The 25,449-nt window shown below is 73.8% G+C and carries 23 protein-coding genes; 14 read left to right on the top strand and 9 right to left on the bottom strand.

The genetic code is table 11. The features are described from left to right. Positions 1–18 precede the first annotated feature (18 nt). Together ACIHAA_RS10475 and ACIHAA_RS10480 are read left to right on the top strand one after the other, a co-directional pair. Complete coding sequence (locus ACIHAA_RS10475) at positions 19–414, top strand: Zn-ribbon domain-containing OB-fold protein (protein ID WP_399815324.1); 396 nt, start codon at positions 19–21, stop codon at positions 412–414. A 31-nt stretch (positions 415–445) separates the two neighbouring features. Beyond that, entirely contained in the window at positions 446–1,060 is a 615-nt protein-coding gene (locus tag ACIHAA_RS10480) for a GNAT family N-acetyltransferase (RefSeq protein ID WP_399815327.1), read from the top strand. A gap of 81 nt (positions 1,061–1,141) precedes the next feature. Here the strand turns inward: ACIHAA_RS10480 and ACIHAA_RS10485 are convergent, their stop codons facing one another. After that, the gene (locus ACIHAA_RS10485; RefSeq protein WP_399815329.1) at positions 1,142–2,059 is read right to left on the bottom strand and encodes a LysR family transcriptional regulator; all 918 of its coding nucleotides are present in this window, start codon (positions 2,057–2,059) and stop codon (positions 1,142–1,144) included. A 144-nt stretch (positions 2,060–2,203) separates the two neighbouring features. Between ACIHAA_RS10485 and ACIHAA_RS10490 the strand changes: the two genes are divergently transcribed. Together ACIHAA_RS10490 and ACIHAA_RS10495 are read left to right on the top strand one after the other, a co-directional pair. Next, positions 2,204–3,262 carry a YncE family protein gene (locus ACIHAA_RS10490; RefSeq protein WP_399815331.1) on the top strand — a complete coding sequence of 353 codons (1,059 nt, stop codon included), beginning with the start codon at positions 2,204–2,206 and terminating at the stop codon, positions 3,260–3,262. Positions 3,263–3,383: 121 nt separating this feature from the next. After that, complete coding sequence (locus tag ACIHAA_RS10495; RefSeq protein ID WP_399815333.1) at positions 3,384–4,268, top strand: NAD(P)H-binding protein; 885 nt, start codon at positions 3,384–3,386, stop codon at positions 4,266–4,268. Between the two features lie 54 nt (positions 4,269–4,322). Here the strand turns inward: ACIHAA_RS10495 and ACIHAA_RS10500 are convergent, their stop codons facing one another. Beyond that, positions 4,323–5,015: a pyridoxal 5'-phosphate synthase gene (locus ACIHAA_RS10500; protein WP_399815335.1), complete on the bottom strand. Its 693-nt coding sequence runs from the start codon at positions 5,013–5,015 to the stop codon at positions 4,323–4,325. Positions 5,016–5,073: 58 nt separating this feature from the next. Beyond that, on the bottom strand, positions 5,074–6,249 hold the full coding sequence (locus ACIHAA_RS10505) for a thiolase C-terminal domain-containing protein (protein ID WP_399815337.1): 1,176 nt from the start codon (positions 6,247–6,249) through the stop codon (positions 5,074–5,076). 118 nt (positions 6,250–6,367) lie between these two features. On the opposite strand from ACIHAA_RS10505, the gene ACIHAA_RS10510 reads away from it, so the two are divergent. The 3 genes from ACIHAA_RS10510 (at position 6,368) to ACIHAA_RS10520 (ending at position 8,565) form a co-directional block, all read left to right on the top strand. After that, complete coding sequence (locus tag ACIHAA_RS10510; protein ID WP_399815339.1) at positions 6,368–7,543, top strand: acyl-CoA dehydrogenase family protein; 1,176 nt, start codon at positions 6,368–6,370, stop codon at positions 7,541–7,543. Next, positions 7,540–8,013, top strand: a complete 474-nt coding sequence (locus ACIHAA_RS10515) for a nitroreductase family deazaflavin-dependent oxidoreductase (RefSeq protein ID WP_399815341.1) — start codon at positions 7,540–7,542, stop codon at positions 8,011–8,013. The genes ACIHAA_RS10510 and ACIHAA_RS10515 overlap by 4 nt, the downstream gene beginning before the upstream one ends. Before the next feature lie 90 nt (positions 8,014–8,103). Next, entirely contained in the window at positions 8,104–8,565 is a 462-nt protein-coding gene (locus tag ACIHAA_RS10520; RefSeq protein ID WP_399815343.1) for an Lrp/AsnC family transcriptional regulator, read from the top strand. Between the two features lie 212 nt (positions 8,566–8,777). Here ACIHAA_RS10520 and ACIHAA_RS10525 read toward each other — a convergent pair whose 3' ends face one another. After that, positions 8,778–9,413, bottom strand: coding sequence for a TetR family transcriptional regulator (locus tag ACIHAA_RS10525; RefSeq protein WP_399815460.1), 636 nt, complete (start codon positions 9,411–9,413; stop codon positions 8,778–8,780). A gap of 155 nt (positions 9,414–9,568) precedes the next feature. Here ACIHAA_RS10525 and ACIHAA_RS10530 point away from each other — a divergent pair, with 155 nt between their 5' ends. Next, positions 9,569–10,393 (top strand): VOC family protein, encoded by an 825-nt coding sequence (locus ACIHAA_RS10530; RefSeq protein ID WP_399815345.1) that lies wholly within the window; start codon positions 9,569–9,571, stop codon positions 10,391–10,393. A gap of 344 nt (positions 10,394–10,737) precedes the next feature. After that, positions 10,738–13,071, top strand: coding sequence for a PQQ-binding-like beta-propeller repeat protein (locus ACIHAA_RS10535; RefSeq protein ID WP_399815347.1), 2,334 nt, complete (start codon positions 10,738–10,740; stop codon positions 13,069–13,071). A 286-nt stretch (positions 13,072–13,357) separates the two neighbouring features. Here the strand turns inward: ACIHAA_RS10535 and ACIHAA_RS10540 are convergent, their stop codons facing one another. Genes ACIHAA_RS10540 through ACIHAA_RS10550 form a run of 3 tightly spaced genes read right to left on the bottom strand, consistent with a single transcriptional unit; the run spans position 13,358 to position 15,729 of the window. Further along, entirely contained in the window at positions 13,358–14,137 is a 780-nt protein-coding gene (locus ACIHAA_RS10540; RefSeq protein WP_399815349.1) for an enoyl-CoA hydratase/isomerase family protein, read from the bottom strand. Continuing rightward, entirely contained in the window at positions 14,134–14,550 is a 417-nt protein-coding gene (locus ACIHAA_RS10545) for a Zn-ribbon domain-containing OB-fold protein (protein WP_399815462.1), read from the bottom strand. The genes ACIHAA_RS10540 and ACIHAA_RS10545 overlap by 4 nt, the downstream gene beginning before the upstream one ends. A 15-nt stretch (positions 14,551–14,565) precedes the next feature. Then, positions 14,566–15,729 carry a lipid-transfer protein gene (locus ACIHAA_RS10550; protein WP_399815351.1) on the bottom strand — a complete coding sequence of 388 codons (1,164 nt, stop codon included), beginning with the start codon at positions 15,727–15,729 and terminating at the stop codon, positions 14,566–14,568. Between the two features lie 106 nt (positions 15,730–15,835). On the opposite strand from ACIHAA_RS10550, the gene ACIHAA_RS10555 reads away from it, so the two are divergent. Then, a complete protein-coding gene (locus ACIHAA_RS10555; RefSeq protein WP_399815353.1) occupies positions 15,836–17,461 on the top strand; it encodes a FadD3 family acyl-CoA ligase in 1,626 nt (541 codons plus the stop codon). A 138-nt stretch (positions 17,462–17,599) separates the two neighbouring features. Here the strand turns inward: ACIHAA_RS10555 and ACIHAA_RS10560 are convergent, their stop codons facing one another. Beyond that, positions 17,600–17,851, bottom strand: a complete 252-nt coding sequence (locus tag ACIHAA_RS10560) for a hypothetical protein (protein WP_399815355.1) — start codon at positions 17,849–17,851, stop codon at positions 17,600–17,602. 249 nt (positions 17,852–18,100) lie between these two features. Beyond that, positions 18,101–21,043, bottom strand: coding sequence for a BTAD domain-containing putative transcriptional regulator (locus ACIHAA_RS10565; RefSeq protein ID WP_399815356.1), 2,943 nt, complete (start codon positions 21,041–21,043; stop codon positions 18,101–18,103). A 215-nt stretch (positions 21,044–21,258) separates the two neighbouring features. Here ACIHAA_RS10565 and ACIHAA_RS10570 point away from each other — a divergent pair, with 215 nt between their 5' ends. The 4 genes from ACIHAA_RS10570 to ACIHAA_RS10585 all read left to right on the top strand — a co-directional run bounded on the left by ACIHAA_RS10570 (position 21,259) and on the right by ACIHAA_RS10585 (position 25,439). Then, entirely contained in the window at positions 21,259–22,509 is a 1,251-nt protein-coding gene (locus tag ACIHAA_RS10570; protein WP_399815358.1) for an amidohydrolase family protein, read from the top strand. Positions 22,510–22,529: 20 nt separating this feature from the next. Then, on the top strand, positions 22,530–23,435 hold the full coding sequence (locus ACIHAA_RS10575) for an LLM class F420-dependent oxidoreductase (protein ID WP_399815360.1): 906 nt from the start codon (positions 22,530–22,532) through the stop codon (positions 23,433–23,435). 8 nt (positions 23,436–23,443) lie between these two features. Further along, on the top strand, positions 23,444–24,238 hold the full coding sequence (locus ACIHAA_RS10580) for an SDR family NAD(P)-dependent oxidoreductase (RefSeq protein ID WP_399815362.1): 795 nt from the start codon (positions 23,444–23,446) through the stop codon (positions 24,236–24,238). A gap of 82 nt (positions 24,239–24,320) precedes the next feature. Beyond that, positions 24,321–25,439, top strand: coding sequence for an LLM class flavin-dependent oxidoreductase (locus ACIHAA_RS10585; RefSeq protein ID WP_399815364.1), 1,119 nt, complete (start codon positions 24,321–24,323; stop codon positions 25,437–25,439). Positions 25,440–25,449: the final 10 nt, after the last annotated feature.

A 25,449-nucleotide genomic window follows, 5' to 3' on the forward strand; every position in this document is an offset into this window, starting at 1 on the left:
GTGGGAGGTGCGGTGCACATGGGTGAGCGCTTCGATCTCCCCGATGTGGACGCCTTCACCCGTACCTACTGGGACGCGGCCGCCGAGGGCCGGCTGCTGATCCGCCGCTGTGCGGATTGCGGGCGGGCGCACCACTATCCGCGGGAGTCCTGTCCGTACTGCTGGAGCGAGGACGTGGTCTGGGAGCGGGCGAGCGGGTGTGCCACGCTCCACACCTGGTCCGTCGTGCACCGCAACGACCTCGCCCCTTTCGCGGGGCGCACCCCGTATGTGGCGGCCGTGGTCGACCTCGCGGAGGGGCCCCGGATGATGACCGAGGTGGTGGACTGCCCACGGGCCGGGCTGCGGGTGGGGATGGCGCTGGAGGCGGTCTTCCGGGACGGGGTGCCGGTCTTCCGGCCGCCGGGCGGGTGAGCTTGGCTGGGTGGCTTGATTCAATGGGTGCATGGCCGACATACAGCGGGAGTCCCCCGCCGCGTACCCCTTCCCCGATCTTCAGGGCCATGGCCTGCGGCTCACCTGCTGGGACCCGGATTCCGAGGACCAGGTGGACGCGTGGTTCCGGGGGCTGACCGACCCCGACTTCGCGCGCTGGAACACACCGCTGAAGATCGTGCGGGACCGGGCCGATGCGCGCCGTTCGCTGCGGTCGAAGGCAATGGCCGCGGCGACGGGGTCGAGTGCCGTCTTCCGGATCGCGGACGCGGCGGACGGTACGACGCTGGGGCAGATCGGCGTCAATGAGATCAGCCAGGTGATGCGTGTCGCCCGCGTCGGGTACTGGGTGCTGCCCGAGGCCCGCGGCGGGGGCGTGGCCACCCGCGCGCTGGCCGTCGCCGCCCGCTGGGCCCTGACCGAACTCGGCCTCAACCGCTTGGAGCTGGGACACGCGCTCGGCCACGAGGCGTCCTGCCGTATCGCGGAGCGCTGCGGTTTCCGCTACGAGGGCACGATGCGCGGGGCCATGTTCGAGAGCGGGCGGCAGGACGCCTTCCGGGACGCGCACCTCCACGGCAGGATCGCGAGCGACCCGGAACCGGACCTCGGGCACGGCGCCTGAGGAGACTGCGTCACATCGACTCCGTCGGCTTCCTTCGGTCTCCTCGGTTTCCGCCGGTCCTCTCGGCTTCCAGTACGTCCCTCAGCTCTCCCCCAGGTCTCTGTCCGCCCCCGAGAGGGCCAGGACCGTGGCGGCCAGGCGGTCGCGGAACCAGCGGTGGCCCGGGTCGGCCGCGGTGCGCGGATGCCAGGCCATGCCGAGTTCCAGGGGAGCAAGGTCCAGGGGGACGGGAAAGGCGCGCAGGCCCAGTGCGGACAGGGTGTCCGGGAGCCAGTCGGCCAGGGTGAGCGCGACCAGGTCGGAGTCCCGGGCGAGCAGCATCGCGCTGGTGTGGCTGGGTACGACGACCGCGATCCGGCGGCGGAGTCCGAGCTCGGCGAGCGCGTCATCGATGGGTCCGCGGCGCTTGCCGAGGCGGGAGATGCCGATGTGGTCGGCGGCGGCGAAGCGGCGGGCGTCGATCCGGCCCCGGAAGAGCGGGTGACCGGCGCGGGCGACACCGACCAGTGTCACCCGGGTGAGCGGGTGGGTCCGGATCTCCGGGTCCAGGTGCCCGAGCACGCCCAGTTCGACGTCGACCAGGCCCTGCCGCAGCGCGGGGCCGCCCTCCACCGCCTCCGGCAGGAACACCACGTCCACCCGGGGAGCCTCCGTACGGATCCGGTCGGCCAGGCTCCCGGCCAGCGCCACCAGCAGCAGGTCGGCGGTCTGCACGGTGAAGGTGCGTTCGAGATGCGCGGCCTGGAAACCGGCCCCGGGGCGCAGCACGTTGTCGCAGCCGCGGAGCAACGCGCCCACCTCCTCCCGCAGTTCCAGGGCGCGCGGAGTCGGGACCATCCCCTGGCCCGCGCGCACCAGCAGCGGGTCCCCGACGGCACGGCGGAGCCGGGCCAGGCTCCGGCTGACCGCCGCGGGGGAGGTGCCGAGCCGCTCCGCGGCAAGACTCACGCTGTTGCCCTGGAGCAGAGCATCCAGAACGCGCAGCAGATTGAGATCCACACACCCTCCTGAGCTGCATTTTTACGGTTGAGGCAAAGATCTGCTGCTTATCTTTGCATTGCTGGCGCATTCTCCGGCCGGGACAGTGGAGGTGCGGGCGGAAAACGCCCGGCAACCCATCCACCGCGTTCAAGGGAACCCGCCATGCCTGCCATGCAGCAGTCCCCGCGCTCCGAACGGGAGGGCGACGTCCTGGCCGTGGTCGGCCAGAGCGGGCCCACGGTCTCGTTCTTCGACGCCGCCACCGACCGTCTCCTCGGCTCGCTGGAAACCCTGGCCGAACCGCACGAGTTGTGCTTCGACCCGGTCCAGCGCCTGCTGTGGTGCTCGATGACGTACCGCTCGGGCTTCTACCACGCCAACAGCGGCCCGCGCACCGAACTGACCGTCATCGACCCGGACACGCGACGGGTCGTCGAGGTGGTCGACCTCGCTCCGGAGCACGCTCCGCACGGCCTCGCGCTGGACCCGGTGCGCGGCCGCCTCTATGTCACCGTGGAGGGCTCCGCCGACCGGCCCGGCGGCGTCGTGGTGGTCGACACGCAGACCCGTCGGCCGCTGGGCCGGATCGACACGGGCGCGCCCGGTTCGCACTGGGTGGCCGTCGACGCCGCCGGGGGGACGGGGTACGTCGCCAACAAGGAGGCGCCGTTCGTCTCGCTCCTCGACCTCGAACGCGGAGTCCTCACCGCGCGGGCCGAGGTGCCGGGCAGCGAGGGGATCGCCATCGCCCCCGACGGCTCGCGCGCCTACGTCGCCGCGCCGTACCGGGGCTCCTTCACCGCCGAGGAGGGAGCTGCCCCCGGCATCCGGGTCATCGGGACCCGTACGGCGTCCGTCATCGACGTCCTGCCCACGGAGGGTTCCGTCCTGCCGGTGCATCTGACCTCGACGGGGCGGCTGCTCGCGGGCGAGGTGCGGGTGGCCCACGATCCGTCGGGCCGGCCCGGTGCCATGGCGCCCGGGCGCCTCGCGGTGTTCTCCGCGGACACCCACAAGCGGCTGGGCGAGGTCGAGGTGGGGCTCCTCCCGCTGACCATCACCTCGTCCCCCGACGGCCGGATCGCCTATGCGGCCTGCTTCGGCTCCTCCACCGTCGATGTCATCGACCTGGAAAGTCTCCGCCCCCTGCACCGGCTGGACCTCGCCGACCTCGGCCAGTCCGGCGCCCACGGCCTGGCCTACATCCCGCGCCGCGCCTGATCCCGGCTCCTGCACCTGTACCTGCGGCCCCCGCCTCCACCTCCACCCAGTCTCACCCCCACCTCACCCAAGGGCGTCCAGCCCACCCCTTTTCCCACCCGAAGAACGGAAGACATCAGACATGTTCGTCATCACCGCCCCCACCAGCACCATCGGCCGACTGCTCGTCGACGATCTGCTGGAGCGCGGGGTGCCGCTGCGGCTCGTGGCCCGGGACCCCGCACGGCTGGCGCCCGGGGTGCGCGAGCGGGCCGAGGTCGTCACCGGGTCGCACGGCGACGCCGCCGTCATCGACCGGGCGTGCGCGGGCGCGGAGGCCGTGTTCTGGCTGGCGCCGGACGTCGAGGACGCGCCGGTCGCCGAGACGTGCTACGTCGACTTCTCCCGCCCGGCGTGCGAGGCGTTCGCCCGGCACGGCGTCAAGCGCGTCGTGGGCATCTCCGCGCTGGGCCGCGGGACACCGCTGGCCGGGCAGGCGGGCCTGGTGACCGCGTCGCGGGCGATGAACGACCTGATCGCCGCGTCGGGTGCCGCCTACCGGGCGGTGGTCTGCCCGTCGTTCATGCACAACCTGCTCCACCAGGCCCGGACCATCAGGGAACAGGGCATGTTCTTCATGATGATCGACCCGGATCTGAAGAGCCCCCTCGTCGCGACCCGCGACATCGCCGCCACCGCCGCGCGGCTGCTGCTCGACCCCTCCTGGGAGGGGTCCGGAGAGGTGCCTGTCCTCGGGCCCGAGGACCTGTCCCCCGAGGACATGGCGCGGATCGTCTCCGAGGTGCTCGGCACCGAGGTCCGCTACCGGCAGATCCCGGGCGAGGCGCTCAAGGTGCGGCTCACCGGCTTCGGCATGAGCGAGGGCATGGCGCAGGGCATGGTCGACATGTTCGCCGCCAAGAACAGGGGACTCGACAAGGCCGAGCCGCGCACCGCGGAGTCCACGACCCCGACGACGTTCCGGCAGTGGTGCGAGGAGGTCCTCAAGCCCGCCGTGACCCGCTAGCGGGTTACCGGGCCCGGCGCCGCGGTCCGTGGTTGGCGGGGGGTCGCCGGGCCGTCAGGGCCACAGCAGCTGCCGGGTCCAGCCCTCCCCTTCGGTCTCCCGCTCGGCCTCCCGCTCGGCCTCTCCCTCCCGGCGGTAGACCAGCCGTACGTGGCGGCGGCCCGCGTCCCCCTGGAAGAACTCCACCTCCCGCGGCCGCAGCCGATAGAGGGTCCAGGACGGGACCGGGGCGTCCGGTTCGCGCTGTGCCCGCTCCCAGGCCTGGCGGGAGGCCCGGGCCAGTTCCTCCGCCGAACCGAGCACCTCGCTCTGCCGTCCCGTGAGCGCCGCGGCCAGCGCGCCGGTGGAGCGGGCGTGCAGATCCGCCTGCCCCTCCGGCGCGGGCGCCGCGCCGACCGGTCCGCGCACCCGGATCTGGCGCCCCTGGACGGGCCAGTAGAAGCCCAGGGCGGCATACGGCCGTGCCGCGAGCTGCCGCCCCTTCCGGCTGTCCGCATGGGTCGCGAAGGCCCAGCCCCGGGCGTCCGCGCCGTGCAGCATCACCGTGCGCACGTCGGGTGTGCCGTCGGCGTCCGCCGTGGCCAGCGACATGGTGTGCGGCTCGGTCTGCCCGGCCGCCACCGCCTCCGCGAACCACCGGGTGAACAGCGCCAGCGGGTCCGCGGGCGCCGTCGAGGGGTCGAAGGAGGGCAGTTCGACGTCCCAGACCCGGAGGGACCTGAGCAGCTCATGGAGATCCGTTGCCATGGTCCGAGTATCGCCGCCGGGTCCGGGCGGACGGATCCGGCGGCGCGCCGCGGCCGGTTCAGCGCCCCAGCACCACGGTTCCCGAGGAGCAGAACCAGCCGCCCGTGCCGGAGGCGACGGCCAGGGCAGGCAACCGCCCGCCGTGGACGCGTACTTGGCGCTCACCGGCCTCGCCGCGCAGTTGCCGTACCGCCTCCACCAGCAGGAACAGCCCCCGCATTCCGGGATGCTGGGCCGACAGGCCGCCCCCGTCGGTGTTCACCGGCAACTGGCCGCCGCGCACCAGGAGCCGCCCCCGCTCCACGAACGCCCCGCCCTCGCCCTTGGCGCAGAAGCCGAGGTCCTCCAGCGTCACCAGGGTCATATAGGTGAAGGCGTCGTAGATCTCCGCGAAGTCGATCTCCTCGGGGCGCACGCCCGCCCGTTCGAAGGCGAGCCGCCCGCTGACCGCGGCCGGGGACACGGTGAAGTCGGGCCACTCCGACATCGTGGTGTGGGATACGTACTCCCCGGTGCCGAGCACCCAGACCGGTGCCGTACGGCAGTCCGGCAGCAGGTCCTCGGCGACCAGCAGCACCGCCGCCCCGCCGTCCGAGCGCAGACAGCAGTGCAGGGTGGTGAAGGGGTCAGCGATCACCGGGCCGGACAGGACCTCGTCGACGGTGACCGGGGTGCGGAACATCGCCTCCGGGTTCGCGGCGGCGTTCGCCCGGGTCTGCACCGCCACCTCGGCCAGCTGCTCCAGCGTGGTGCCGTACTGGTGCATATGGCGCCGGGCCGCCATCGCGTACTTGGCGATCAGGGTGTGGCCGTAGGGCGCCTCGAACTGGAGCGGGCCGCGGGTGCCGAAGGACAGGGTGCCGGTGCGGCGGCCGGACCGGATGTCGGCGCGGGCCGTGGAGCCGTAGGCCAGGAGCACCGCCCGCGCGTGGCCCGCCGCGATCGCGTCCGCCGCGTGCGCCGCCATGACCTCCCAGGTGCCGCCGCCGACAGAGGTGGAGTCGAACCAGACGGGCCGCAGCCCCAGATACTCGGCGACCTCCGCCGGGGCCAGGGTGCCCAGACCCGCCGAAGCGAAGCCGTCGATCACCGAGCGGTCCAGCCCGGAGTCGGCCAGGGCACGGCGGGCGGCCTGGGCGTGCAGTCCGTAGGGCGTGGCCCCGTCGAGCCGTCCGCAGTCCGCCAGGGCCACCCCGGCGATCGCCGCCCGCCGCCGACCGGTCACAGCACTCATAGATCTGACGGTACATCAGATTACCCGCTCCCGGACCTGTGCAGGCGCGGGCCGGAGTCCTAATATGACGGAGCGTCAGAAACGTGCAGGATCGGCCGACGGAGAGGGGACCCGGCCCATGGACACCCGCTTCACCGTCGAACAGGACGCGATCCGCCGTACCGTGCGGAAGGTCCTCGCGGGGCGGTGCGGCCCGGCGGAGGTCCGGGCCGCCGCCGACACCCCCGCCGGCTACGACCCCGCCCTGTGGGCCGCCCTCGCCGGGAAGCTCGGGCTCCCCGGGCTCGCACTCCCCGAGGACTGCGGCGGAAGCGGCTGCACCACCACCGAACTCGCCCTGGCCTGCGAGGAGACGGGCCGCTTTCTCGCCCCCTCCCCGCTGCTGTCCACCGCCGTCCTTGCCGCGCCCCTGGTACACACCCTCGGCACCGACGCCCAGCGCGCCGCGGTGCTGCCCCGGATCGCCGCCGGGGAACTGACCGCCGCCCTCGCCGTGCCCGGCCCGGCCCTCGCCACCGCCCTCGGCCTCACCGGCGGCAATCGCGGCGACTGGGCGGGCGGGGGAGTCACCGGCGGGATGCAGGCCCGGTGGGCGGGCGGCGGCTGGCGGCTGTACGGGGAGGCGGACCAGGTGCTCGACGGGCACAGTGCCGGGCTGCTGGTCGTCGCCGCGCACACCGGCGGCTACGCCCGCGCCCGGACCCTGCTGTTCCTGGTGCGGGAGGGCGGGGTGCGGACCCGGCGGACCGCCCTCGACGCGACGCGCCCCTGCGCACGCATCCAACTGCGCGACGTGGCAGCGGAGTTGCTGGGCGAGGAGGGCGCCGATGTGCCGGAGGCGCTCGCCGTCACCGGGGACCGCGCGGCCGCCGTCCTCGCCTGCGAGGCCGTCGGTGCCGCCGACCGGGCCCTGGAACTCACCCTCGAACACGTCGGACGGCGGGAGCAGTTCGGCCGGCCGGTCGGCTCCTTCCAGGCCGTGCAGCACCGGCTGGCCGACGTCCATGTCCGGGTGCAGACGGCCCGTTCGGCGGCCTACTACGCGGCCTGGGCCGCCTGCCACGGGGAGCAGGTCGGCGCCCTCGCCCTCGCGGAGGCGCTCGGCGCGCTGCGCACCGCGGCGGCCGAGGCGGTCCAGCTGCACGGCGGTATCGGCTTCACCTGGGAGCACCCGGCGCATACGTACGTCAAGCGGGCGGCCGGGGACGAGCTGCTGTTCGGACCGGTCCACCGGCTGCGGGCGCAGGCGGCCGCGGCGGCACGGCTCTTTCAGTCCACGGAGGTGGCGATGTGACGGCCCTGGGCGTGCGGATCGTGCAGAAGGTGTCCTCCACGCGGGCCTTCGCCAGGGTCGCGCCGCATGTCGTGCCCGTGCTCGACCGGGCGGTGCACCGGCTGACCCGGGGCCGGGTGCTGCCCAGCGCGCGGATGCTGCCGGGGCTGGTCCTCACCTGCACCGGAGCCAGGAGCGGCCTTCCCCGCCGTATCCCCCTGGCGTGTGTACCCGAGGAGGGCGGCGGCTGGCTGCTGATCGGCTCCAACTTCGGGCGGACCGGCCACCCCGCCTGGACCGCCAATCTCCTCGCCCACCCCGACGCCCGGATCAGCCGCCAGGGGGAGGACATCCCGGTCACGGCCCGTCTGCTGACCGGTGAGGAGCGGGCGGCGGCCTGGCGCGCGGTGCTCGCCTTCTGGCCGCCGTACGCGACCTACCAGGCACGGGTGGAGCGGGAGATCCGGGTGTTCCGGCTGGTACGGCGCTGAGCCGGGGAACCGGCCCCCGCACCCGGTGTGAACAGGCCGAAAGTGGTCCGTGGGGCTTCCGGCGCGCGATTTCTGGCGGAAGATCCACTGATGGACTCCATGGACCAGAAGATCCTCGCCGAGCTTCAGCAGGACGGGCGGCTGACCGTGACCGAGCTGGCCTCCCGGGTGCGGCTCAGTGTGTCGCCGTGCCACCGGCGCCTGCGCGAGCTGGAGCGCAGCGGTGCGATCCGCGGCTACCGGGCGGTGGTGGACCCGTCCGCCGTCGGGCTGAACTTCGAGGCGCTGGTGTTCGTCTCGATGGGCCAGGAGGACCGGGACACCGTGGCGGGGTTCGAGCAGGCGCTCGGCGAGGTGGAACACGTCCTGGAGGCCCGCCGCCTGTTCGGCGACCCCGACTATCTGCTGCGGATAGCCACCGTGGACCTGGCCGCCTTCCGGCGGCTCTACGACGAGCGCCTGGCCACCCTGCCGGGCGTGCAGCGGCTGACGTCCACCCTGGTGATGAAGCACGTGGTCGAGGACCGCCCGCTGCCCCGGGCCCGCACGTGAACAGTGGCCGGTGGCCCGCACGTGAGCAGTCGGCGGTGGCCCGCACGTGAGCAGTCGGCGGTGGCCCGCGCATGAGCAGCGGCCGGTGGCCCGTACATGATGCAGCGGCCGGTGGCCCGTACATGATGCAGCGGCCGGTGGCCCGTACATGATGCAGCGGGCGGTGGCCCACCGCAGTGGACCACCGCCCGTATGACAGGACGTGCGCCGGGCTACCTCGTCGGCTTCTTCGCGGTGACGCCCAGATGCACCAACAGCGCCAGGTTCGGCCGCAGTTCGGCCTGCTTCACGCCCCAGGAGGTGAAACCCTTCTGGTGGGAGGCCACGGAGGCGAGCATCGCCACCAGGGCGCCCGCCACGGCTGCGGGCTTCACGTCCTTCTCGACCCTGCCCTTGGACTGGAGTTCGGCGATCGCGTCCGCGAGGGAGTTGGTCACCGAGTTGAGGATCTTCATGCGGAGTTTGTAGAAGCGCTTGTCGCCCTCGGCCGCGCCCAGGTCGACGACGCGCAGGATCGCATCGTTCTTGCGCCAGAAGTCCAGGAATCCGTCGACGAGTTCCTGGGCCGTCTGCCAGCCCGCCTTGCCGACCCAGGAACGGCCTTCGAGCAGCTGGGTCAACCCGGCGCCCTCCGCGGCCATTTGCTCGGCGATCTCCAGGACGGCGCCCTCGACGTCCGGGAAGTACTGGTAGAAGGTGGCCGGGGACGTCCCGGCCTTCCGGGCGACATCGATGACTTTGACGTCCCGGTAGGGCGATGAGCTGAGCATCTCGCTGAGGCAGTCGAGCAGCTTCTGCCGGGTCGCCTGCCCACGCCGGCCGGCCACGCGGCCGTCGACGGTACGCACTTGTCCTGTCATGCCGTCAGCTTACCGAGGGGTGATGGGAGCGCGATTCGGCCGACTGCAAATGGGGAGTGCGGGGGTCCGGAAGCCCCTCCCGGGCCGGTGAGGAGGGAGTATGCGGACGCGCGCCGCGCGGGAATCCCTCTTAACTTGGCGGCATGGCCGAAAATCCGCCGTCACTGCCGCCGTCCCCGCCCCCGGGGGACGGCGCCTCCGGTGCACCCGGCGGCGGTGCGCCCGGCGGCGTCCCGTCCCCGGGCGGCGCGGGGCGCGACGGCACGGCCCTCCCCGAGGGCGTCCCCTGCTGGACCGATGTCCAGCTGCCGGACCTGGAGGCGGGCAAGCGGTTCTACGGTGGGCTTTTCGGGTGGACCTTCGAGGAGGTGTCCGGCTCCGTGGCCTGGGCGCGCTCGGACGGCGGGGCGGTGGCCGCGCTGGTGCGCAAGCGGGACGGCCGGATGCCCACGGTCTGGACGGTGTACTTCGCGACGCCGGACGCCGCCGCGCTCGCCGGGCGGATCCGGGCGGCCGGGGGCCAGGTGATCGTGCCGCCCGCCCCCGTGGACGGCCTCGGCGTGACGATGCTGGCCGCGGACCCCGAGGGAGCGGTGTTCGGGCTGTGGCAGGCCGGGACGCACCCGGGCTTCGGCAGCCGCCACCGGCCGGGCTCCTTCGCCTGGGCCCAGCTGTACGCGCGGGACACCGCCACCGCGAACACCTTCTACACCGGGCTGTTCCACGACGCCCTGTTCGGCCCGGGCGCGGTTCCCGACTTCGGGCGCGCGCCGGTCGGGGAGGTCTTCCCGGCCGAGATGCCGCCGCACTTCCTCGTGCACTTCGGCGTCGAGGACGTGGGGGCCGCACTTGAGGCGGTGGGCCGACTGGGGGGCCGGGTGCGGGTACCGCCGTTCGAGACCTCGTACGGAAGGGTGGTGGTCGTCGCGGACGACCAGGGGGCCTCCTTCGCGCTGCTCCGGCGGTAGCGGGGGCGTCCGGGGCGAGGCCCAGGGGAGTGCCGGGGGCGTCGGGGGCGGGTCCCGGGGGCGTCCTGGGCGGGGCTTCCCGCGTGCTCCGGAGGCCGCCGGAGCCTTCCGGGCGCGGCACTTCGGGGGTGTGCCGGGCGTTCCATCATGCGGGCGCCGCTTTCCCGGAGCGGCCTGGCGTGGTTTTGTCCTGAGACACCCCGATCCGCCCCCGGGTTCGCACCAGGGGGCCGGGACAGGAAGAATCGGGGTCCGTGCCGCCGCGGCGGTGCGGTGGTGAGACGCTGCACGGGGTCGCGTGCACAAGGCGGGCGATGCGACCCGTACGGGGAGGTGGCAGGCTAGTGGTGGATCAGCTGACGCAGCACGATCCGCGGCGGATCGGGCCGTTCGAGGTGCTGGGACGGCTGGGTGCCGGCGGCATGGGGCTGGTCTATCTCGCGCGCTCGGCGTCGGGCAGGCGCGTGGCGATCAAGACGGTGCGCACGGAACTGGCCGAGGACCAGCTGTTCCGGGTGCGCTTCACGCGTGAGGTCGAGGCCGCCCGTGCGGTGTCCGGCTTCTACACGGCCGCCGTGGTCGACGCGGACCCCCGCGCGGCCGTGCCCTGGCTCGCCACCGCCTATGTGCCCGCGCCCTCCCTGGAGGAGATAGTGACCGACTGCGGGCCGCTGCCCGCGCAGGCGGTGCGCTGGCTGGCCGCGGGCGTCGCGGAGGCGCTCCAGTCCATCCACGGGGCGGGCCTGGTCCACCGCGACCTCAAGCCGTCCAACGTCCTCGTCGTCGAGGACGGCCCCCGGGTGATCGACTTCGGTATCGCCTCCGGCGTATCGAACACCCGTCTGACGATGACCAATGTCGCGGTCGGCACACCCGCCTACATGTCCCCCGAGCAGGCGAAGGACTCGCGCAGTGTGACCGGCGCGAGCGATGTCTTCTCGCTCGGTTCGATGCTCGTCTTCGCCGCCACCGGGCATCCCCCCTTCCACGGCGCCAACCCGGTCGAGACCGTCTTCATGCTGCTGCGTGAGGGCCCGGACCTGTCCGGGCTGCCGGACGAACTGCGTCCGCTCATCGAGTCCTGTATGCAGATGGAGGCCACCGGCCGCCCCAACCCCGCCGACCTCCAGGCCCAGCTGGCACCCCATCTCTTCGGCTCGGGCTCCGACGACAGCGGTACGGCCTCGGCCTGGCTGCCCGAGAAGGCGGTCACCCTGATCGAGGCGCGCCGCGGCGGACGCCCGCCCGCCAAGCCGCCCGTGCCCACCGGCCGCAGTGGCGGGGGCGGCAGACCCGCCGTGCCGCCCCCGCCCTCGCACGCCCCCGCCCCGGTGCCGGTCGGTGCCCCCGACGGCGGCCCGGTGCGGCTGGCGGGCGCCCCGGTGCCGATCGGGCCCGGCCCCCGGGTCGCCGACGCCCGGGCCGCCGCCGTGAAGGCGCCGCCCCCGGAGGCGGGCCTCGCCGCGTCCTGGTCCCGCCCGTCCGGCGGCGTCAACGGGGCGCCCGCGGGCGCCCCCGCCCTCCCGCCCCCGCCCCCGGAGACGGCCTCCGGCTGGCGCCCGTGGCGCTTCCGCATGTCCAACGACCTCTGGGGCACCCCGGCGGTCGCCGACGACCTCGTCTATGTCACCTCCTTCGAGGTGCACGCCCTGGACGTGGCGACCGGCCGCCGCCGCTTCAAGACCCGGGACGTCGCCTGGTCCATGGCGGTCGCCGACGGCCGGGTCCACGCCTCGGACGGCCCCACCCTCTTCGCCCTGGACGCCCGCGCGGGCACGGATCTGTGGCGGCTGTCCCTGGACGGCTGGGTCTACACGCTCCGGGCCGACCGGGGCACGGTCGTCACCGGGACCCGCGGCGGCGGCGTCCAGGCCTGGGAGGCGTCCACCGGGCAGAAGCTGTGGGAGACGGGCGGCGCCCAGACCGACTTCGAGTCGCCGGAGGCCGGGCCCGCGCTCCATGACGGCACGGTCTACATCTGGCAGGACACCCGGCTGCGCGCCCTGGACGCGCGCACCGGCGAGGAGCGCTGGTCGTACCCGATCGGGGACGCGGCCTCGTGCGGCGGCGTCCCGGTGCGCCTGACCCACGCCTCGGACGGCTCGGTCTACGTCTCGGCCGGTACCCGGGTACTGGCGATCGAGGCCGCGACCGGCAGGGTGCGCTGGCACTTCGAGGCGCCGGCGGTCTTCCTGTGCCCGCCGGCCTTCGTGCCCGGCCCGGCCGTCGCCGGCGGCGGCATCTACCTTGCGGACTACCTGGGCACGGTCTACGCCCTGGACGCGGCGGACGGCCGCGACCGCTGGCGCATCGCCACGGAGGCCCGGGCGGCGGCCGACCCGGTGCTGGTCGCCGCGGGACACGTCCATGTGGGCAGCGGCAAGGGCCTGTACACGCTGGACGCGGTCACCGGCACCCCCAAGTGGCGCTTCCAGGCGGGCGGCGACATCGTGGGTACCCCGGCGGTGGCCGAGGGCCGCATCCACTTCGGCTCCACGGACCATCTGCTCTACACGCTCAAGGCCGACGACGGCCGCCTGCGCTGGAAGCTGGCCACCGGCGGGGAGATCACCGGCTCGCCCGTGGTGAAGGACGGCGTGGTCTACGCGTGCAGCAAGGACCGCTGTGTGTACGCCCTGGACGCCGGGAAGGGCACCGGCACGGCACGGACGGCCTAGGGCCTCTCGAGTGGATCAGGCCGGGCTCGCGGGCCCTGGCACCGCGCCTCGCGGCGTTGTCGTCGGTTGCCATGGCTCCGCCATGACGCCCTCCTCCGCCTTGCGACGCTCGGCACCAGACCCCGCTCCCTGACCCGGCCCGATCCCAACGAAAGACCCTGGCGTCCAGCGGGGCCCTGGACGGCCGTCGTACGGGCCTGACGGAAGGGGCGGCGGACGGCGGCCGTCGCCTCGAGATTACGCCGGGTGCGCGCACCGCGCCACACGGTGACCGGGGTTCCGGCGCTCACCTGACCCGGTGACCGCCCTTGCGCCGCCCGGCGAAGAGTTCCGCCTGCCGTTCGGGCGGCAGATTCCCCAGCGCTATGAGCTGCGGCGCCTGTGCGAAGGCCGCGGCCCGCGCCGCCTCCTGGGCCGCCCACAGGGCCCGCACCGTGCCCTGCACCCCCTCCGGCGGATAGGAGGCGATGACCTCGGCGCAGCGCACCGCCGCCTCCACCGCGCCGCCGGGTGCGGTGAGTTCGGACACCAGCCCGATCTCGTAGGCCCGTTGCGCCGAGATCCGCTCGGCGGTGCCCATCAGGGCCATTCGCGCCGCCTCCCCGGGCGGCATCCGGTGGGCCGCGTGGACGGACTCGTAGGCGCTGACCATCCCGTAGGCGGTGTGCGGGTCGAAGAAGGACGCGGTCGGGTCCGCCACGACGAACTCGCTCTCGCCCAGCAGATAGAAGGCCCCGCCGCAGGCCATCCCGGACACCGCGGCGATCACCGGCTTCCACAGGCCGTTCGCCTTCGGGCCGATGTCCAGCAGCGGATCGTCCACCATGAAGGGCGAGGACGGCTGCGGGATGCGGGCGTCCCGGTCGATCCCCGTGCAGAAGGCGCGCCCGCCCGCGCCGGTGAGCACCACGGCCCGTACGGAGTCGTCGTGGCGCAACCGCCGCCAGCGCGCGGCCAGTTCGCGGGCCAGCGGGGGGTCGATCGCATTGAGCCGGTCCGGCCGGTCCAGGGTGAGCACCGCGACGCCCGTGGCCGCGTCGGCGGCGAACCGCAGCCCCCCGCTCACGGCCGCTCCGGGGCCCAGCGCGGCAGCCCGTCCGCACCGAAGACGGCCTGCACCCGCGCGCCGATCCGGATCCGTTCCGGCGGCACCGAGTCCAGCGGCGCGTCCGGCGCGGTGACCAGGTTCCCGACCAGCCGGATGCGGGGCTCCTCGGCCAGCTCCACCACGACCACGTTGTACGGGGCCCGCGCCGCGTAGGCCGGGAGCAGGGGCGGGTGGGGGACGACGTAGGACCAGATCCGTCCCTTGCCGCTCACCGGCCGCCACTCGCTCGTGAAGGACCGGCAGTGCGGGCAGCAGGGGCGCGGCGGGAAGCGGGGCTCACCGCAGTCGGCGCAGGTCTGGACGCGCAGTTCGCCCCGGGCCGCGTACTCCCAGAAGGGCGCCCCGTCCTCGTCGGGCACGGGGGACAGCAGGGCGTCGGTCATGGGTCAGCTCCTCAGCAGCAGGGCGGAGGTCGGCACGCCCTCCCCGGCGGTGACCAGGCAGGTGGCGGCGCCCGGGACCTGGGCGGTGCCGGTCCCGCGCAGCTGCTTCACGCCCTCGGTGACGAGGTTGAAGCCGTGCACATAGGCCTCGGACAGGCCGCCCCCGCCGGTGTTGAGGGGCAGCCGTCCGCCGATCTCCAGCGCGCCCCCCTCGGTGAAGGCCGCGCCCTCCCCGCGCCCGCAGAAGCCGTAGCCCTCCAGGGAGAGCGGGACGAGCGGGGTGAACGCGTCGTAGATCTGGGCGACGTCCACATCGTCGGGGGTGAAGTCGGCGTGCTTCCACAGATGCCGGGCGGCGGTCCAGGCCGGGCCGGTGAGCGGGTCGTCGTTCCAGTAGTTGACCATGCCGTGGTGCTGGGCGGGCAGGCCCTGGGCGGCGGCGTGGACATAGACGGGCCGGTGCCGGCAGTCGCGGGCGCGCTCGGCGGAGACCACCACGCAGGCCAGCGCGCCGTCCGTCTCCAGGCAGTTGTCGTAGAGGCAGAGCGGCTCGCTGATCCAGCGGGAGGTCATGTACATCTCCCTGGTCAGCGGGCGCTCGTACATGATCGCGGCGGGGTTCTGGTTGGCCCGGTTGCGGCAGGCGAGGGCCACCTGGAAGAAGTGGTCCCGCGTCGCGCCGTACTCGTGCATGTAGCGGCGGGCCAGCATGCCGATCTCGTCGACCGGCCGGAGCAGTCCGAAGGGCCGGGTCCACTGGGCGGGTACGGGCAGTTGGGCGGCCGTGTTCCGCCAGGGGCGGGGGCCGCTGCCGCGCTTGCGGGACCGCCAGGCGACCCCGACGGTCGCCTGCCCGGTGGCGATCGCCGCCGCGAGATGGGCGACGGTGGCGCAGGAACCGCCGCCGCCGTAGCCGGTCCTGGCGAAGAAGGTGAGGTCACCGAGGCCGAGCGCCTTGGCCACCTCCACCTCGTCGGTCTCCTCCATGGTGTACGAGGCGAGCGCGTCGACCTCGCCGGGCGCGATCCCGGCGTCGTCCAGCGCGGAGAGGATCGCCCGGCACGCCAACACCTTCTCGGACTGCGGCAGTCGGCGGGCGAAGGCGGTCTGCCCGATGCCCGCGACGGCGGTCGCGTCCTTGAGTCCTCTGAGTCCCGCCCTGGCCATGGACGCACCTTTCGCAGGGGATCCGGACCGGTGACTGACAGTCCGTCAGGCTATCGCTAATCTGACGGGTAGTCAGCTAATGGGACGGAATCGCTGGAGGCGGACCATGCGCGGTGACGTGGAGTGGGGCAGCATTCCGGGACTGGTCCGCAGCGCGGCCCGCCGGTACGGGGAGACGGAGGCCGTCGTCGAGGGCCGCACCCGGCTCTCCTACGCCGGGCTGGGCGCCCGGGTGGAGCACGCGGCGGCGGCGTGCATCGCACACGGCGTCGGCCCCGGCGACCGGGTGGCCGTCTGGGCCCCCAACTCCCTGGAGTGGATCGTCTCGGCGCTCGGCGCGGTCTCGGCGGGCGCGGTCCTGGTCCCCCTCAACACCCGCTACAAGGGTGCCGAGACCGCGGACGTCCTGGCGCGGAGCCGGGCGAAACTGCTGTTCGTGACGGGCACGTTCCTCGGCACCTCCTATGTGGCGTCGCTGCGCCGGGCGGCCGGCGAGGGACCCGGCCACGGTCCCCTTCCCGGCCTGCCGCACCTGGAGCAGGCGGTGGTCCTGGCGGACGACGCCCCGCCCGCCTTCCGCACCTGGCGGGACTTCCTGGCGGCCGGGGAGCGCGTCGGGGAGGCGGCCGTACGGCGGCGCGCGGCGGCCGTGGGCGGCGCGGACCCGTCGGACATCGTCTTCACCTCCGGCACCACGGGCCGCTCCAAGGGTGTGGTGACCACCCACGCCCAGACCCTGCGCACGTACGGGATCTGGACGGATCTGGCGGGTCTGGAGCACGGCGACCGCTATCTGATCGTGAACCCCTTCTTCCACACCTTCGGCTACAAGGCCGGGGTGCTCGCCTGTCTGATGCGGGGCGCGACCATGGTCCCGCAGCCGGTGTTCAACGTGGCCACGGCGCTGGCGAACATCGCCGCGGAGCGGATCTCGGTGCTGCCGGGACCGCCGACCCTGCACCAGTCCCTGCTGGACCACCCCGCCCGCGACGCCCACGACCTCTCGGCCCTGCGCCTGGTGGTGACGGGCGCGGCGGTGGTCCCGCGCCGCCTGGTGGAACGGCTGCGCGGGGAACTCGGCGTCGCCACGGTCCTGACGGCGTACGGCCTGTCGGAGGCGAGCGGCCTGGTGACGATGTGCCGCCGCGGCGACGACCCCTCGGTGGTCGCCGAGACCTCGGGACGGCCCGTGCCCGGCACCCGGGTGCGGATCGCCGGACCCGGGGGCGAGCCGCTGCCGCCCGGCGCCGCGGGGGAGATCCTGGTCCGCGGATTCCAGGTGATGCGGGGCTACTTCGAGGACGCGGAGGCGACCGCGGAGGTGCTGCTCCCGGGCGGCTGGCTGCGCACCGGCGATGTGGGCGTCCTGGACCGGGCGGGCAATCTCAGGGTCACCGACCGCATCAGGGACATGTTCGTCGTCGGCGGCTTCAACGCCTACCCGGCGGAGATAGAGCAACGGCTCGGACGGCACCCGGATGTGGCGGAGGTGGCCGTGATCGGCGTGCCGGACCCCCGGCTGGGCGAGGTCGGCAAGGCCTATGTGGTGCGCAGGCCGGGGTCCCAGGTCACCGGCGAGGATCTGATCGCCTGGTCCCGCCGCGAGATGGCGAACTACAAGGTGCCGAGGGCGGTGGAGTTCCTGGCCGAGCTGCCGCGGAACGCCGGCGGCAAGGTGGTGAAGGGGGAACTGCGCGGGCACGCCCGGCGGGAGGCGGCCGACCGCGCCTGACCGCGGACCGGACCGCGGCACACCTCGGCCGCGGCGGCTCCCCTCCGTGCCGCCGCGGCCGACCCCCGTGGTCGAGGAGGCGGGCTCTGCCAGGTTCTTCCGTCCGGATCGAGCCCGGCGTGATCCGGACGAGAGGCCTCAGCTCGGGTCGGACGTGATGTGGGTGTTGTCCGGGCGGACGTCGCCGTCCTGGGCGCCCGCGGCCTGCATCGCCGGCGGCTGGGCCGCGGGAGCCTCCGTGACGTGCGTGTTCAGCGGCTGGACGGCGGCGCCGGCCTCGGCGTCCGTGATGTGCGTGTTGAGCGGCCTGATCCCGCCGCCGGCCGGGGCATCGGTGATGTGCGTGTTGGCCGGCTTGACGATCGGCTGCTGCTTGGTGGTGTCGCTCATGCTGGTGCCTCCCCTTGGGTGGTGCTTCAGGACTGTCGAGGGCCCGCCCGGCCACTCCCCCGAGGATGGCCGGACGGGCCCCACAAACCGCCCACTCTAGAGACCTAGTGGGGCGGTCTCATCAGCGGTCCGCCTGCCCCCCGACACACGGATCGACAAAGAGAAGACTGCCGGACGGCGATAAACGAACGATGAACGCCCCTGACGGCTCCCCGCGTCGCCGCCCCTGAGGCCGCCCCGAGGGCGTCCTCAAGCCGCCGTCGCCGGGGCCAGCAGGGCCTGTAGCTCCGCGGCCTCCGGGGAGTTCAGCCCCTGGTAGATCTCCAGCGCCTCCCGCCAGCAGACGGTCGCGCGGCCGGACTGGCCGAGCCGGGTCAGGGCCTTGCCGAGGACCGTGAGGACATTGCCGCGGCGCCAGGTCCCGCCGATGCCCCGGAGCACCGACAGGGCCATCTCGGCGTTGGTGGCGGCCTGGGCGGGGCGCTGGGCCAGCAGGTCGACCTCGGCGAGCCGGAAGAGCGTCATGCCCTCCCACAGCCGCTGGCGGCTGGCCCGGAAGACCTGGAGGGCCTCGCCCAGGCGGGCGGAGGCGTCGGCGAACCTGCCGTGCTCGCTCAGCGCCATCCCGAGCGCGTAGTGGCCGTTGGCGGCCTTGAGCGTGTGCCCCAGCTCCTCGTACATCTCCGTGCCCTGCCGGGCGAGGCCCACCGCGCTCTCGGCGCGGCCCGTCGCCAGATGCAGCCGGGAGAGGTTGCACAGGGCGGCCGCGGTGCCGGACAGGTCGCCGCAGGCGCGGAACTCCCGGATGGCGCGCTCCAGATACTCCTCCGCCTCGGCATGGCGGTTCTGGTAGAAGGCGAAGGCGCCCAGGATGTTCGCCGCCCAGCAGCTGGGCAGCGGATCGCCCGCCGCCTCGGCGAGCCTGAGGACCTCGCGCGCCTCCCGGTCGGCCTGGTCGAAGGAGCCGGACCAGTGGCGGGCGTTGGCCAGCACCAGGTTCGCCCGGGCCTCCGCACGCCCGTCCGACGCCGTCCGGGCGGCATCGCGCAGGGCCGTGGCCGCGGCCTCGTACTCCCGGGAGTTCGCCCCGGACTCCGCCAGGTCCACCGCCGCCCACAGCAGGTCCACGGCGCGCCTGAGCCGGGTGCCGCCGGACGACTGGCGGACACAGGCGAGCAGGCAGACGGCCTCCGCGTAGAGCCAGTCCTGTGCCGCGCCACGGCCGGGGAAGGCGAGCCCCGGGGTCCCGGGCTTCTCCAGGTGGTCCACCAGCCGGTCGCCGGGCCGCTCGATGGCGTAGACGGCCGCCGCGGTGGCCAGGTAGAAGTCCAGCAGCCGGGACATCGCCGCGTCCCGCTCGCTGGGCGGATGCTCGTCCCGTTCGGCGCAGGCACGCGCGTAGAGGCGGACCAGGTCGTGGTAGCGGTAGCGGCCCGGGGCCGCGGACTCCACCAGGGAGGTGTCCACCAGGGACTCCAGCAGGTCCTCCGCGTCCTCCGGCGGGACGTCCAGGACCGCGGCGGCCGCGGCCAGGGAGATGTCCGGGCCGTCCGCCAGGCCCAGCAGGCGGAAGGCGCGGGCCTGGGCCGGTTCCAGCTGGCCGTAGCCCAGTTCGAAGGTGGCCTTCACCGCCAGGTCGCCGGCCTGGAGTTCGTCGAGGCGGCGCCGTTCGTCCGCCAGCTTGGCCGCGAGGATCGAGACGGTCCAGGTCCGGCGCGCGGCGAGCCGGGAGGCCGCGATACGGATCGCCAGCGGCAGGAAGCCGCAGGCCGCGACCACGTCGAGGGCGGCCTCGCGCTCCGAGTCCACCCGCTCCTCGCCCACGATCTTGGTGAACAGCGACAGCGCCTCGTCCGGGGACATCACATCCAGGTCCACCAGATGCGCACCGGCCAGGTCCACCATCCGGACGCGGGAGGTGACCAGGGCCGCGCAGCCGTCCGTGCCCGGGAGCAGCGGACGCACCTGCGCCGCGTCCTTGGCGTTGTCCAGCAGGACCAGCACCCGGCGGCCGTCCAGGACCGAGCGGTAGAGCGCGGCCCGCTCCTCCAGGGTGTCGGGGATGGCGGACTCGGTGGTGCCGAGGGCGCGCAGGAAGGAGCCGAGGACCGTCTCCGGCTCCGCGGCCTGGTGGCCCGCGCCCTGGAGGTCGACGTACAACTGGCCGTCGGGGAAGGCCGTGCGGGCCTGGTGGGCGACATGGACCGCGAGGGTGGTCTTGCCGACGCCGCCGATCCCGGCCAGCGCGGACACCGCCATCACCCGGCCCTCGGCCGAGGCCAGCACGTCGCTCAGCTCGTCGACGAAGGAGGTGCGGCCCGTGAAGTCCGGGACCGTCGCCGGGAGCTGGGCCGGGCGCACCGGGGCGGCGGCGGGTTCGGCGGCCGGGGCCGAGGGCTCCGCGAGACCCGGGTCGGCCCGCAGGATCCGCTGCTGGAGGTCCTTCAGGCCGGGGCGGGGGTCGACACCGAGTTCGTCGGCCAGCAGGCGCCGGGTGTCCGCGTAGACCGCGAGGGCCTCCGCCTGGCGTCCGGAGCGGTACAGGGCCAGCATCAGCAGTTCCCGCAGGCGCTCGCGCAGCGGCTGCGCCGCGGTCAAGGCGGTCAGCTCCGAGACCGCCTCGGCGTGGCAGCCCTGCTCCAGGTCCATGTCGAGCCGGGTCTCCAGGAGTTGGAGGCGCCACTCCTGGAGCCGGGTGCGCTGGGTCTCGGCGTACGGGCCGGGGATGTTGGCCAGGGGTTCGCCGTCCCACCGGGCCAGCGCCTCGGTCAGCAGCCGCCGGGCCCGGCCGAGATCTCCGGCGCCCTTCGCCTTCTCGGCGTCCCCGGCCAGCTCCTGGGCCGCGGCGAGGTCCAGGGCGCGGGCGTCCGTCAGCCGCACCGCGTAGCCGCCGGACTCGCTGACCAGCACACCGGGGGAGAGGACCTTGCGCAGCCGGGAGGCGTAGGTGCGGACGGCGGCCAGGGCCCGCGGCGGCGGCTCCTCGCCCCAGAGCGCGTCGATCAGTTCGGACGCGGTCGCCGTGCGCCCCTCGCGCAGCAGCAGCGCGGCCAGCAGGGCCCGTTGCTGGGGCGAGCCCGTGGCCAGCGGCTCGTCCTCACGCCAGGCGCGCACCGGTCCGAGCACCCCGAAGCGCAGAGCCGCCGATTCCTCGGCACCTCGCTGCTCCGGCACTCGCGGTACACCGTCCATCGCTGCCCCCTGGCACCCTGCCGAACGTCACAGTCAAGAGGCCAGTTTGCCTTGTTCATGGCGGATACGTCAGCCGTGGGAGACGGCGATCACAAGCTGTGAAGCAGTGCGTCACAGAGTCCACACACGCTCTGCCCCTGCCGGAGGGAACGGATTCGGGCCGGGGCGGGCCCTCGTTGCTGACGATCCGTCAGATCGGCGCTACGGTGACCGGCATGGAGACCTCGCCGAGCACCTCCGACTTCCCGCAGATCATCTCCGTCGACGACCACACGGTGGAGCCCCCGCACGTCTGGCGGGACCGGCTCCCCGCGAAGCACCGGGACGCGGGCCCGCACATCGTCCGCGCGCCCCTGAAGGAACTGACCTTCCTGGGCGGCAAGTTCGCCCCGGTCATGGGCGCGCCCGGGGACGAGGGGCCGCTCGGCGACTGGTGGGTCTACGAGGACCTGCGCCGCCCCCTCACCCGTCTGGACACCGCCGTCGGCTGCTCCCGGGACGAGATCAGACTGGAGGTCATCACCTACGAGCAGATGCGGCCGGGCTCCTACGACGTGCGCGACCGCCTCGCCGACATGGACGTCAACCATGTCGGGGCCGCCCTCTGCTTCCCGACCTTCCCGCGCTTCTGCGGCCAGACCTTCACCGAGGCCCGCGACCGCGAACTGGCGCTGCTGTGCGTGCGCGCCTACAACGACTGGATGGTGGAGGAGTGGTGCGGACCCGCGGCGCAGGGCCGTCTCGTCCCCCTCACCCTGATCCCCCTGTGGGACGCACACCTCGCCGCCGCCGAGGTGCGCCGCAACGCCGCCCGCGGGGTGCGGGCCGTCGCCTTCTCCGAGATCCCGCCGCACCTCGGGCTGCCGTCCGTGCACGGTGACGACTGGGACCCCTTCCTCGCCGCCTGCGACGAGACCGGCACGGTCATCGCGATGCACATCGGCTCCAGCAGCAGGATGCCCTCCACCTCCGCGGACGCCCCGCCCGCCGTCGGCTCCACCATCACCTTCGCCAACTGCTGCTTCTCCATGGTCGACTGGCTGATGAGCGGCAAGTTCGAGCGCTTCCCGAAGCTGCGGGTGATGTACGCGGAGGGGCAGATCGGCTGGATCCCCTACATCCTGGAGCGCGCCGACACGGTGTGGGAGGAGAACCGCGCCTGGGGCGGCGTCACGGACAAGGTGGCCCGCCCGCCGTCCGAACTGTTCGCCGGGCATGTCTACGGCTGCTTCTTCGACGACGCCTTCGGCCTGCGCAACCTGGACGCGATCGGCGCCGGGAACGTCCTCTACGAGACCGACTACCCGCACTCCGACTCCACCTGGCCGAAGTCCCGCGAGGTCGGCGAGGCCCAGATGGCGCATCTGGACCCGGAGACCGTGGAGCGGATCGTGCGGGGCAACGCGATCGAGCTGCTGGGCCTGACCGCCGACGGCCGCTGGGCCGGTCCGGGCGGCGGCCGTTGACCGGGCCCCTGCGGTACGGGATGCAGCTTCCCGTGCAGGCCCTGAGCGTGCTCTTCGCCGAGTCCTGGGAGGCCGCGGCGGGCCCCGAGGACCTGGTGGAGGTCGCCCGGGCCGCCGACCGCGCCGGGTTCGACTACCTCGGGAGCTGCGACCACGTCGCCGTACCCCGGCGGCTGGCCCCCGCCATGGGCACCGTCTGGTACGACCCGGTGGCCACCCTGTCCCATCTGGCCGCCGTCACCACCCGGGTGCGGCTGCTCAGCCATGTCGCGCTCGTCGGGCTGCGGCACCCCCTGGTGACCGCCAAGCAGTACGCCACCCTGGACCGGCTCTCCGGCGGACGGCTGGTCCTCGGGGTGGGGGCCGGGCATGTGCCCGAGGAGTTCGAGGCGCTGGGCGTGGACTTCGGGACGCGGGGAGCCCTGCTCGACGAGTCGATCGACGCCCTCAGGGCCGCGCTGGGGCCGGACGAGTTCCCCGTCCACCACGGGAAGGCCTACGCCTTCGAGGGGCTCGGGCAGCGGCCCCGGCCCGTCCAGGCCAGGGTCCCCCTCTGGGTCGGCGGCTCCTCGCCCGCCGCCCTGCGCCGGGCGGCGCTCCGGGGCGACGGCTGGCTGCCGCAGGGCGACCCCCGGGAGCGGATGCCCGGGCTGATCGCCCGGCTGGCGCGGACCCGGGCCGAGGCGGGCATCGAGGAGCCCTTCACGGTCGGCGCGCTGGCCGGGCCGCTGTATGTCGGCCGGGCGGGCTGGGACGTCGGGCGCCGCACGGTCACCGGGTCGCCGCAGGCGGTCGCCGACTCGCTGCGCGGCTACGGCGAGATGGGCGTGCACCAGATCCAGGTGCGGTTCCGCAGCCGGAGCCGCGACGAACTCACCGACCAGATCACCGCATTCGGGGCGGAGGTCGCGCCCCGGCTGGGCTGAGGAGGGCCATGGGCAGGCTGGACGGACGCGTCGTGGTGATCACGGGCGCGGCGCGCGGGCAGGGCGAGCAGGAGGCACGGCTGTTCACCGCGGAGGGCGCCCGGGTCCTCCTCACGGATGTGCTCGACGACCGGGGCGAGGCCCTCGCCGGGGAACTGGGGCAGCTCTACGTCCGGCTCGACGTGGGCCGGGAGGACGACTGGACGGCCGCCGTGGCCCGGGCGAAGGAGGCCTACGGGCGCATCGACGGGCTGGTCAACAACGCCGGGATCCTCCGGTTCAACGCCCTGGTCGACACCCCGCTGGAGGAGTTCCAGGAGGTCGTCCGGGTCAACCAGGTGGGGTGCTTCCTGGGGATCAGGGCCGTGGCCCCCGAGATCGCGGCCGCCGGGGGCGGCACCATCGTCAACACCGCCTCGTACACCGCGCTGGCCGGGATCGCGGCCACCGGCGCGTACACGGCGGCCAAGCACGCCGTCCTCGGTCTCACCCGGGTCGCCGCGATCGAGCTGGCGCCCCGGGGGATCCGGGTCAACGCGCTGTGCCCGGGCGCCGTGGACACCCCGATGGCCAACCCGGCCCTGCTGGACCCGGACGCCGACCCGGAGGAGACCGCCCGGGCCCTGGCCGGGCTGTACCGGGGGCTGGTCCCGCTGGGCCGGATCGGCAGGCCCGAGGAGGTGGCGCGGGCGGCCCTCTTCCTGACCTCGGAGGACTCCTCCTATCTCACCGGGCAGCCCCTGGTGATCGACGGCGGCTGGCTGGCGGGCGTCCCGTTCCCCGGGGCGCCCGGCGGCTCTTGACGCTGCCACCGGGCGGTGCCACAGTCGGCGGCACCATAGACCTGACGAAGCGTCAGATAACGACCTGGGACGGTGAACCTCCGTGGAATTCGGGCTCTTTGTACAGGGATACGTCGGCAAGCGGGCAGCACGTGACCCGCTTGCGGAGCACAAGGCGCTGATGGAGGAGACCGAGTACGTCATCCAGGCGGACGCCTCCGGCTTCAAGTACGCCTGGGCCTCCGAGCACCACTTCCTCGACGAGTACTCGCACCTGTCCGCCAACGACGTCTTCCTCGGCTATCTCGCCCACGCCACCGAGCGCATCCACCTCGGCTCCGGCATCTTCAACCCCCTCGCCCCGGTGAACCACCCGGTGAAGGTCGCCGAGAAGGTCGCCATGCTCGACCACCTCACCGAGGGCCGCTTCGAGTTCGGCAGCGGCCGGGGCGCGGGCTCCCACGAGATCCTCGGCTTCCTCCCCGGCATCACCGACATGGACCGCACCAGGGAGATCTGGGAGGAGACCATCGCCGAGTTCCCCCGGATGTGGCTCCAGGAGGAGTATCCGGGCTTCCAGGGCAGGCACTGGTCGCTGCCGCCGCGCAAGGTCCTGCCCAAGCCGTACGGGCCGGCCCACCCCGCCATGTGGTACGCCGCCGGATCCCCGCCCTCGTACGCGATGGCCGCCCGCAAGGGCCTCGGGGTGCTCGGCTTCAGCGTGCAGAAGGTCTCCGACATGGAATGGGTCCTGGAGCAGTACAAGACCGCGGTCGTGGACGCCGAGCCGGTCGGCGCCTTCGTCAACGACAACGTGATGGTGACGACCACCGCCGTGTGCGCGCCCACGCACGAGGAGGCGGTACGGATCGCGGCCGCCGGGGAACTGCACTACCTGCCCTCCCTGGTCTTCCGCTACCACGACACCTTCCCGCGCCCCGAGGGCTTCCCGGTCTGGCCCGAGACGCTGCCCGAGTACACCGAGGAGTTCATCGAGGTCCTCATCGAGGAGGAACTCCTCGTCTGCGGCGACCCGGACGAGGTCCTCACCCAGTGCAAGCGCTGGGAGCAGGCCGGGGCCGACCAGCTCAGCTTCGGACTGCCGGTCGGGATCCCCAAGGAGGAGACGCTCCAGACGATCCGGCTGATCGGCGAGCACGTCATCCCGAAGATCGACACCGACCCCGTGCACCGCACCACCCGCTTCCGCCGGGCCGTCTGAGGGGATGCCC

Source organism: Streptomyces sp. NPDC052040 (genome assembly GCF_044548405.1).
GTDB lineage: Bacteria > Actinomycetota > Actinomycetes > Streptomycetales > Streptomycetaceae > Streptomyces.

Coding starts and splice junctions, on each gene's coding strand:
- ACIHAA_RS10475 (WP_399815324.1), top strand. CDS start 19: ATGGGTGAGCGCTTCGATCTCCCCGATGTGGACGCCTTCACCCGTACC.
- ACIHAA_RS10480 (WP_399815327.1), top strand. CDS start 446: ATGGCCGACATACAGCGGGAGTCCCCCGCCGCGTACCCCTTCCCCGAT.
- ACIHAA_RS10490 (WP_399815331.1), top strand. CDS start 2,204: ATGCCTGCCATGCAGCAGTCCCCGCGCTCCGAACGGGAGGGCGACGTC.
- ACIHAA_RS10495 (WP_399815333.1), top strand. CDS start 3,384: ATGTTCGTCATCACCGCCCCCACCAGCACCATCGGCCGACTGCTCGTC.
- ACIHAA_RS10500 (WP_399815335.1), bottom strand. CDS start 5,015: ATGGCAACGGATCTCCATGAGCTGCTCAGGTCCCTCCGGGTCTGGGAC.
- ACIHAA_RS10505 (WP_399815337.1), bottom strand. CDS start 6,249: ATGAGTGCTGTGACCGGTCGGCGGCGGGCGGCGATCGCCGGGGTGGCC.
- ACIHAA_RS10510 (WP_399815339.1), top strand. CDS start 6,368: ATGGACACCCGCTTCACCGTCGAACAGGACGCGATCCGCCGTACCGTG.
- ACIHAA_RS10520 (WP_399815343.1), top strand. CDS start 8,104: ATGGACTCCATGGACCAGAAGATCCTCGCCGAGCTTCAGCAGGACGGG.
- ACIHAA_RS10530 (WP_399815345.1), top strand. CDS start 9,569: ATGGCCGAAAATCCGCCGTCACTGCCGCCGTCCCCGCCCCCGGGGGAC.
- ACIHAA_RS10550 (WP_399815351.1), bottom strand. CDS start 15,729: ATGGCCAGGGCGGGACTCAGAGGACTCAAGGACGCGACCGCCGTCGCG.
- ACIHAA_RS10555 (WP_399815353.1), top strand. CDS start 15,836: ATGCGCGGTGACGTGGAGTGGGGCAGCATTCCGGGACTGGTCCGCAGC.
- ACIHAA_RS10560 (WP_399815355.1), bottom strand. CDS start 17,851: ATGAGCGACACCACCAAGCAGCAGCCGATCGTCAAGCCGGCCAACACG.
- ACIHAA_RS10565 (WP_399815356.1), bottom strand. CDS start 21,043: ATGGACGGTGTACCGCGAGTGCCGGAGCAGCGAGGTGCCGAGGAATCG.
- ACIHAA_RS10570 (WP_399815358.1), top strand. CDS start 21,259: ATGGAGACCTCGCCGAGCACCTCCGACTTCCCGCAGATCATCTCCGTC.
- ACIHAA_RS10575 (WP_399815360.1), top strand. CDS start 22,530: ATGCAGCTTCCCGTGCAGGCCCTGAGCGTGCTCTTCGCCGAGTCCTGG.
- ACIHAA_RS10580 (WP_399815362.1), top strand. CDS start 23,444: ATGGGCAGGCTGGACGGACGCGTCGTGGTGATCACGGGCGCGGCGCGC.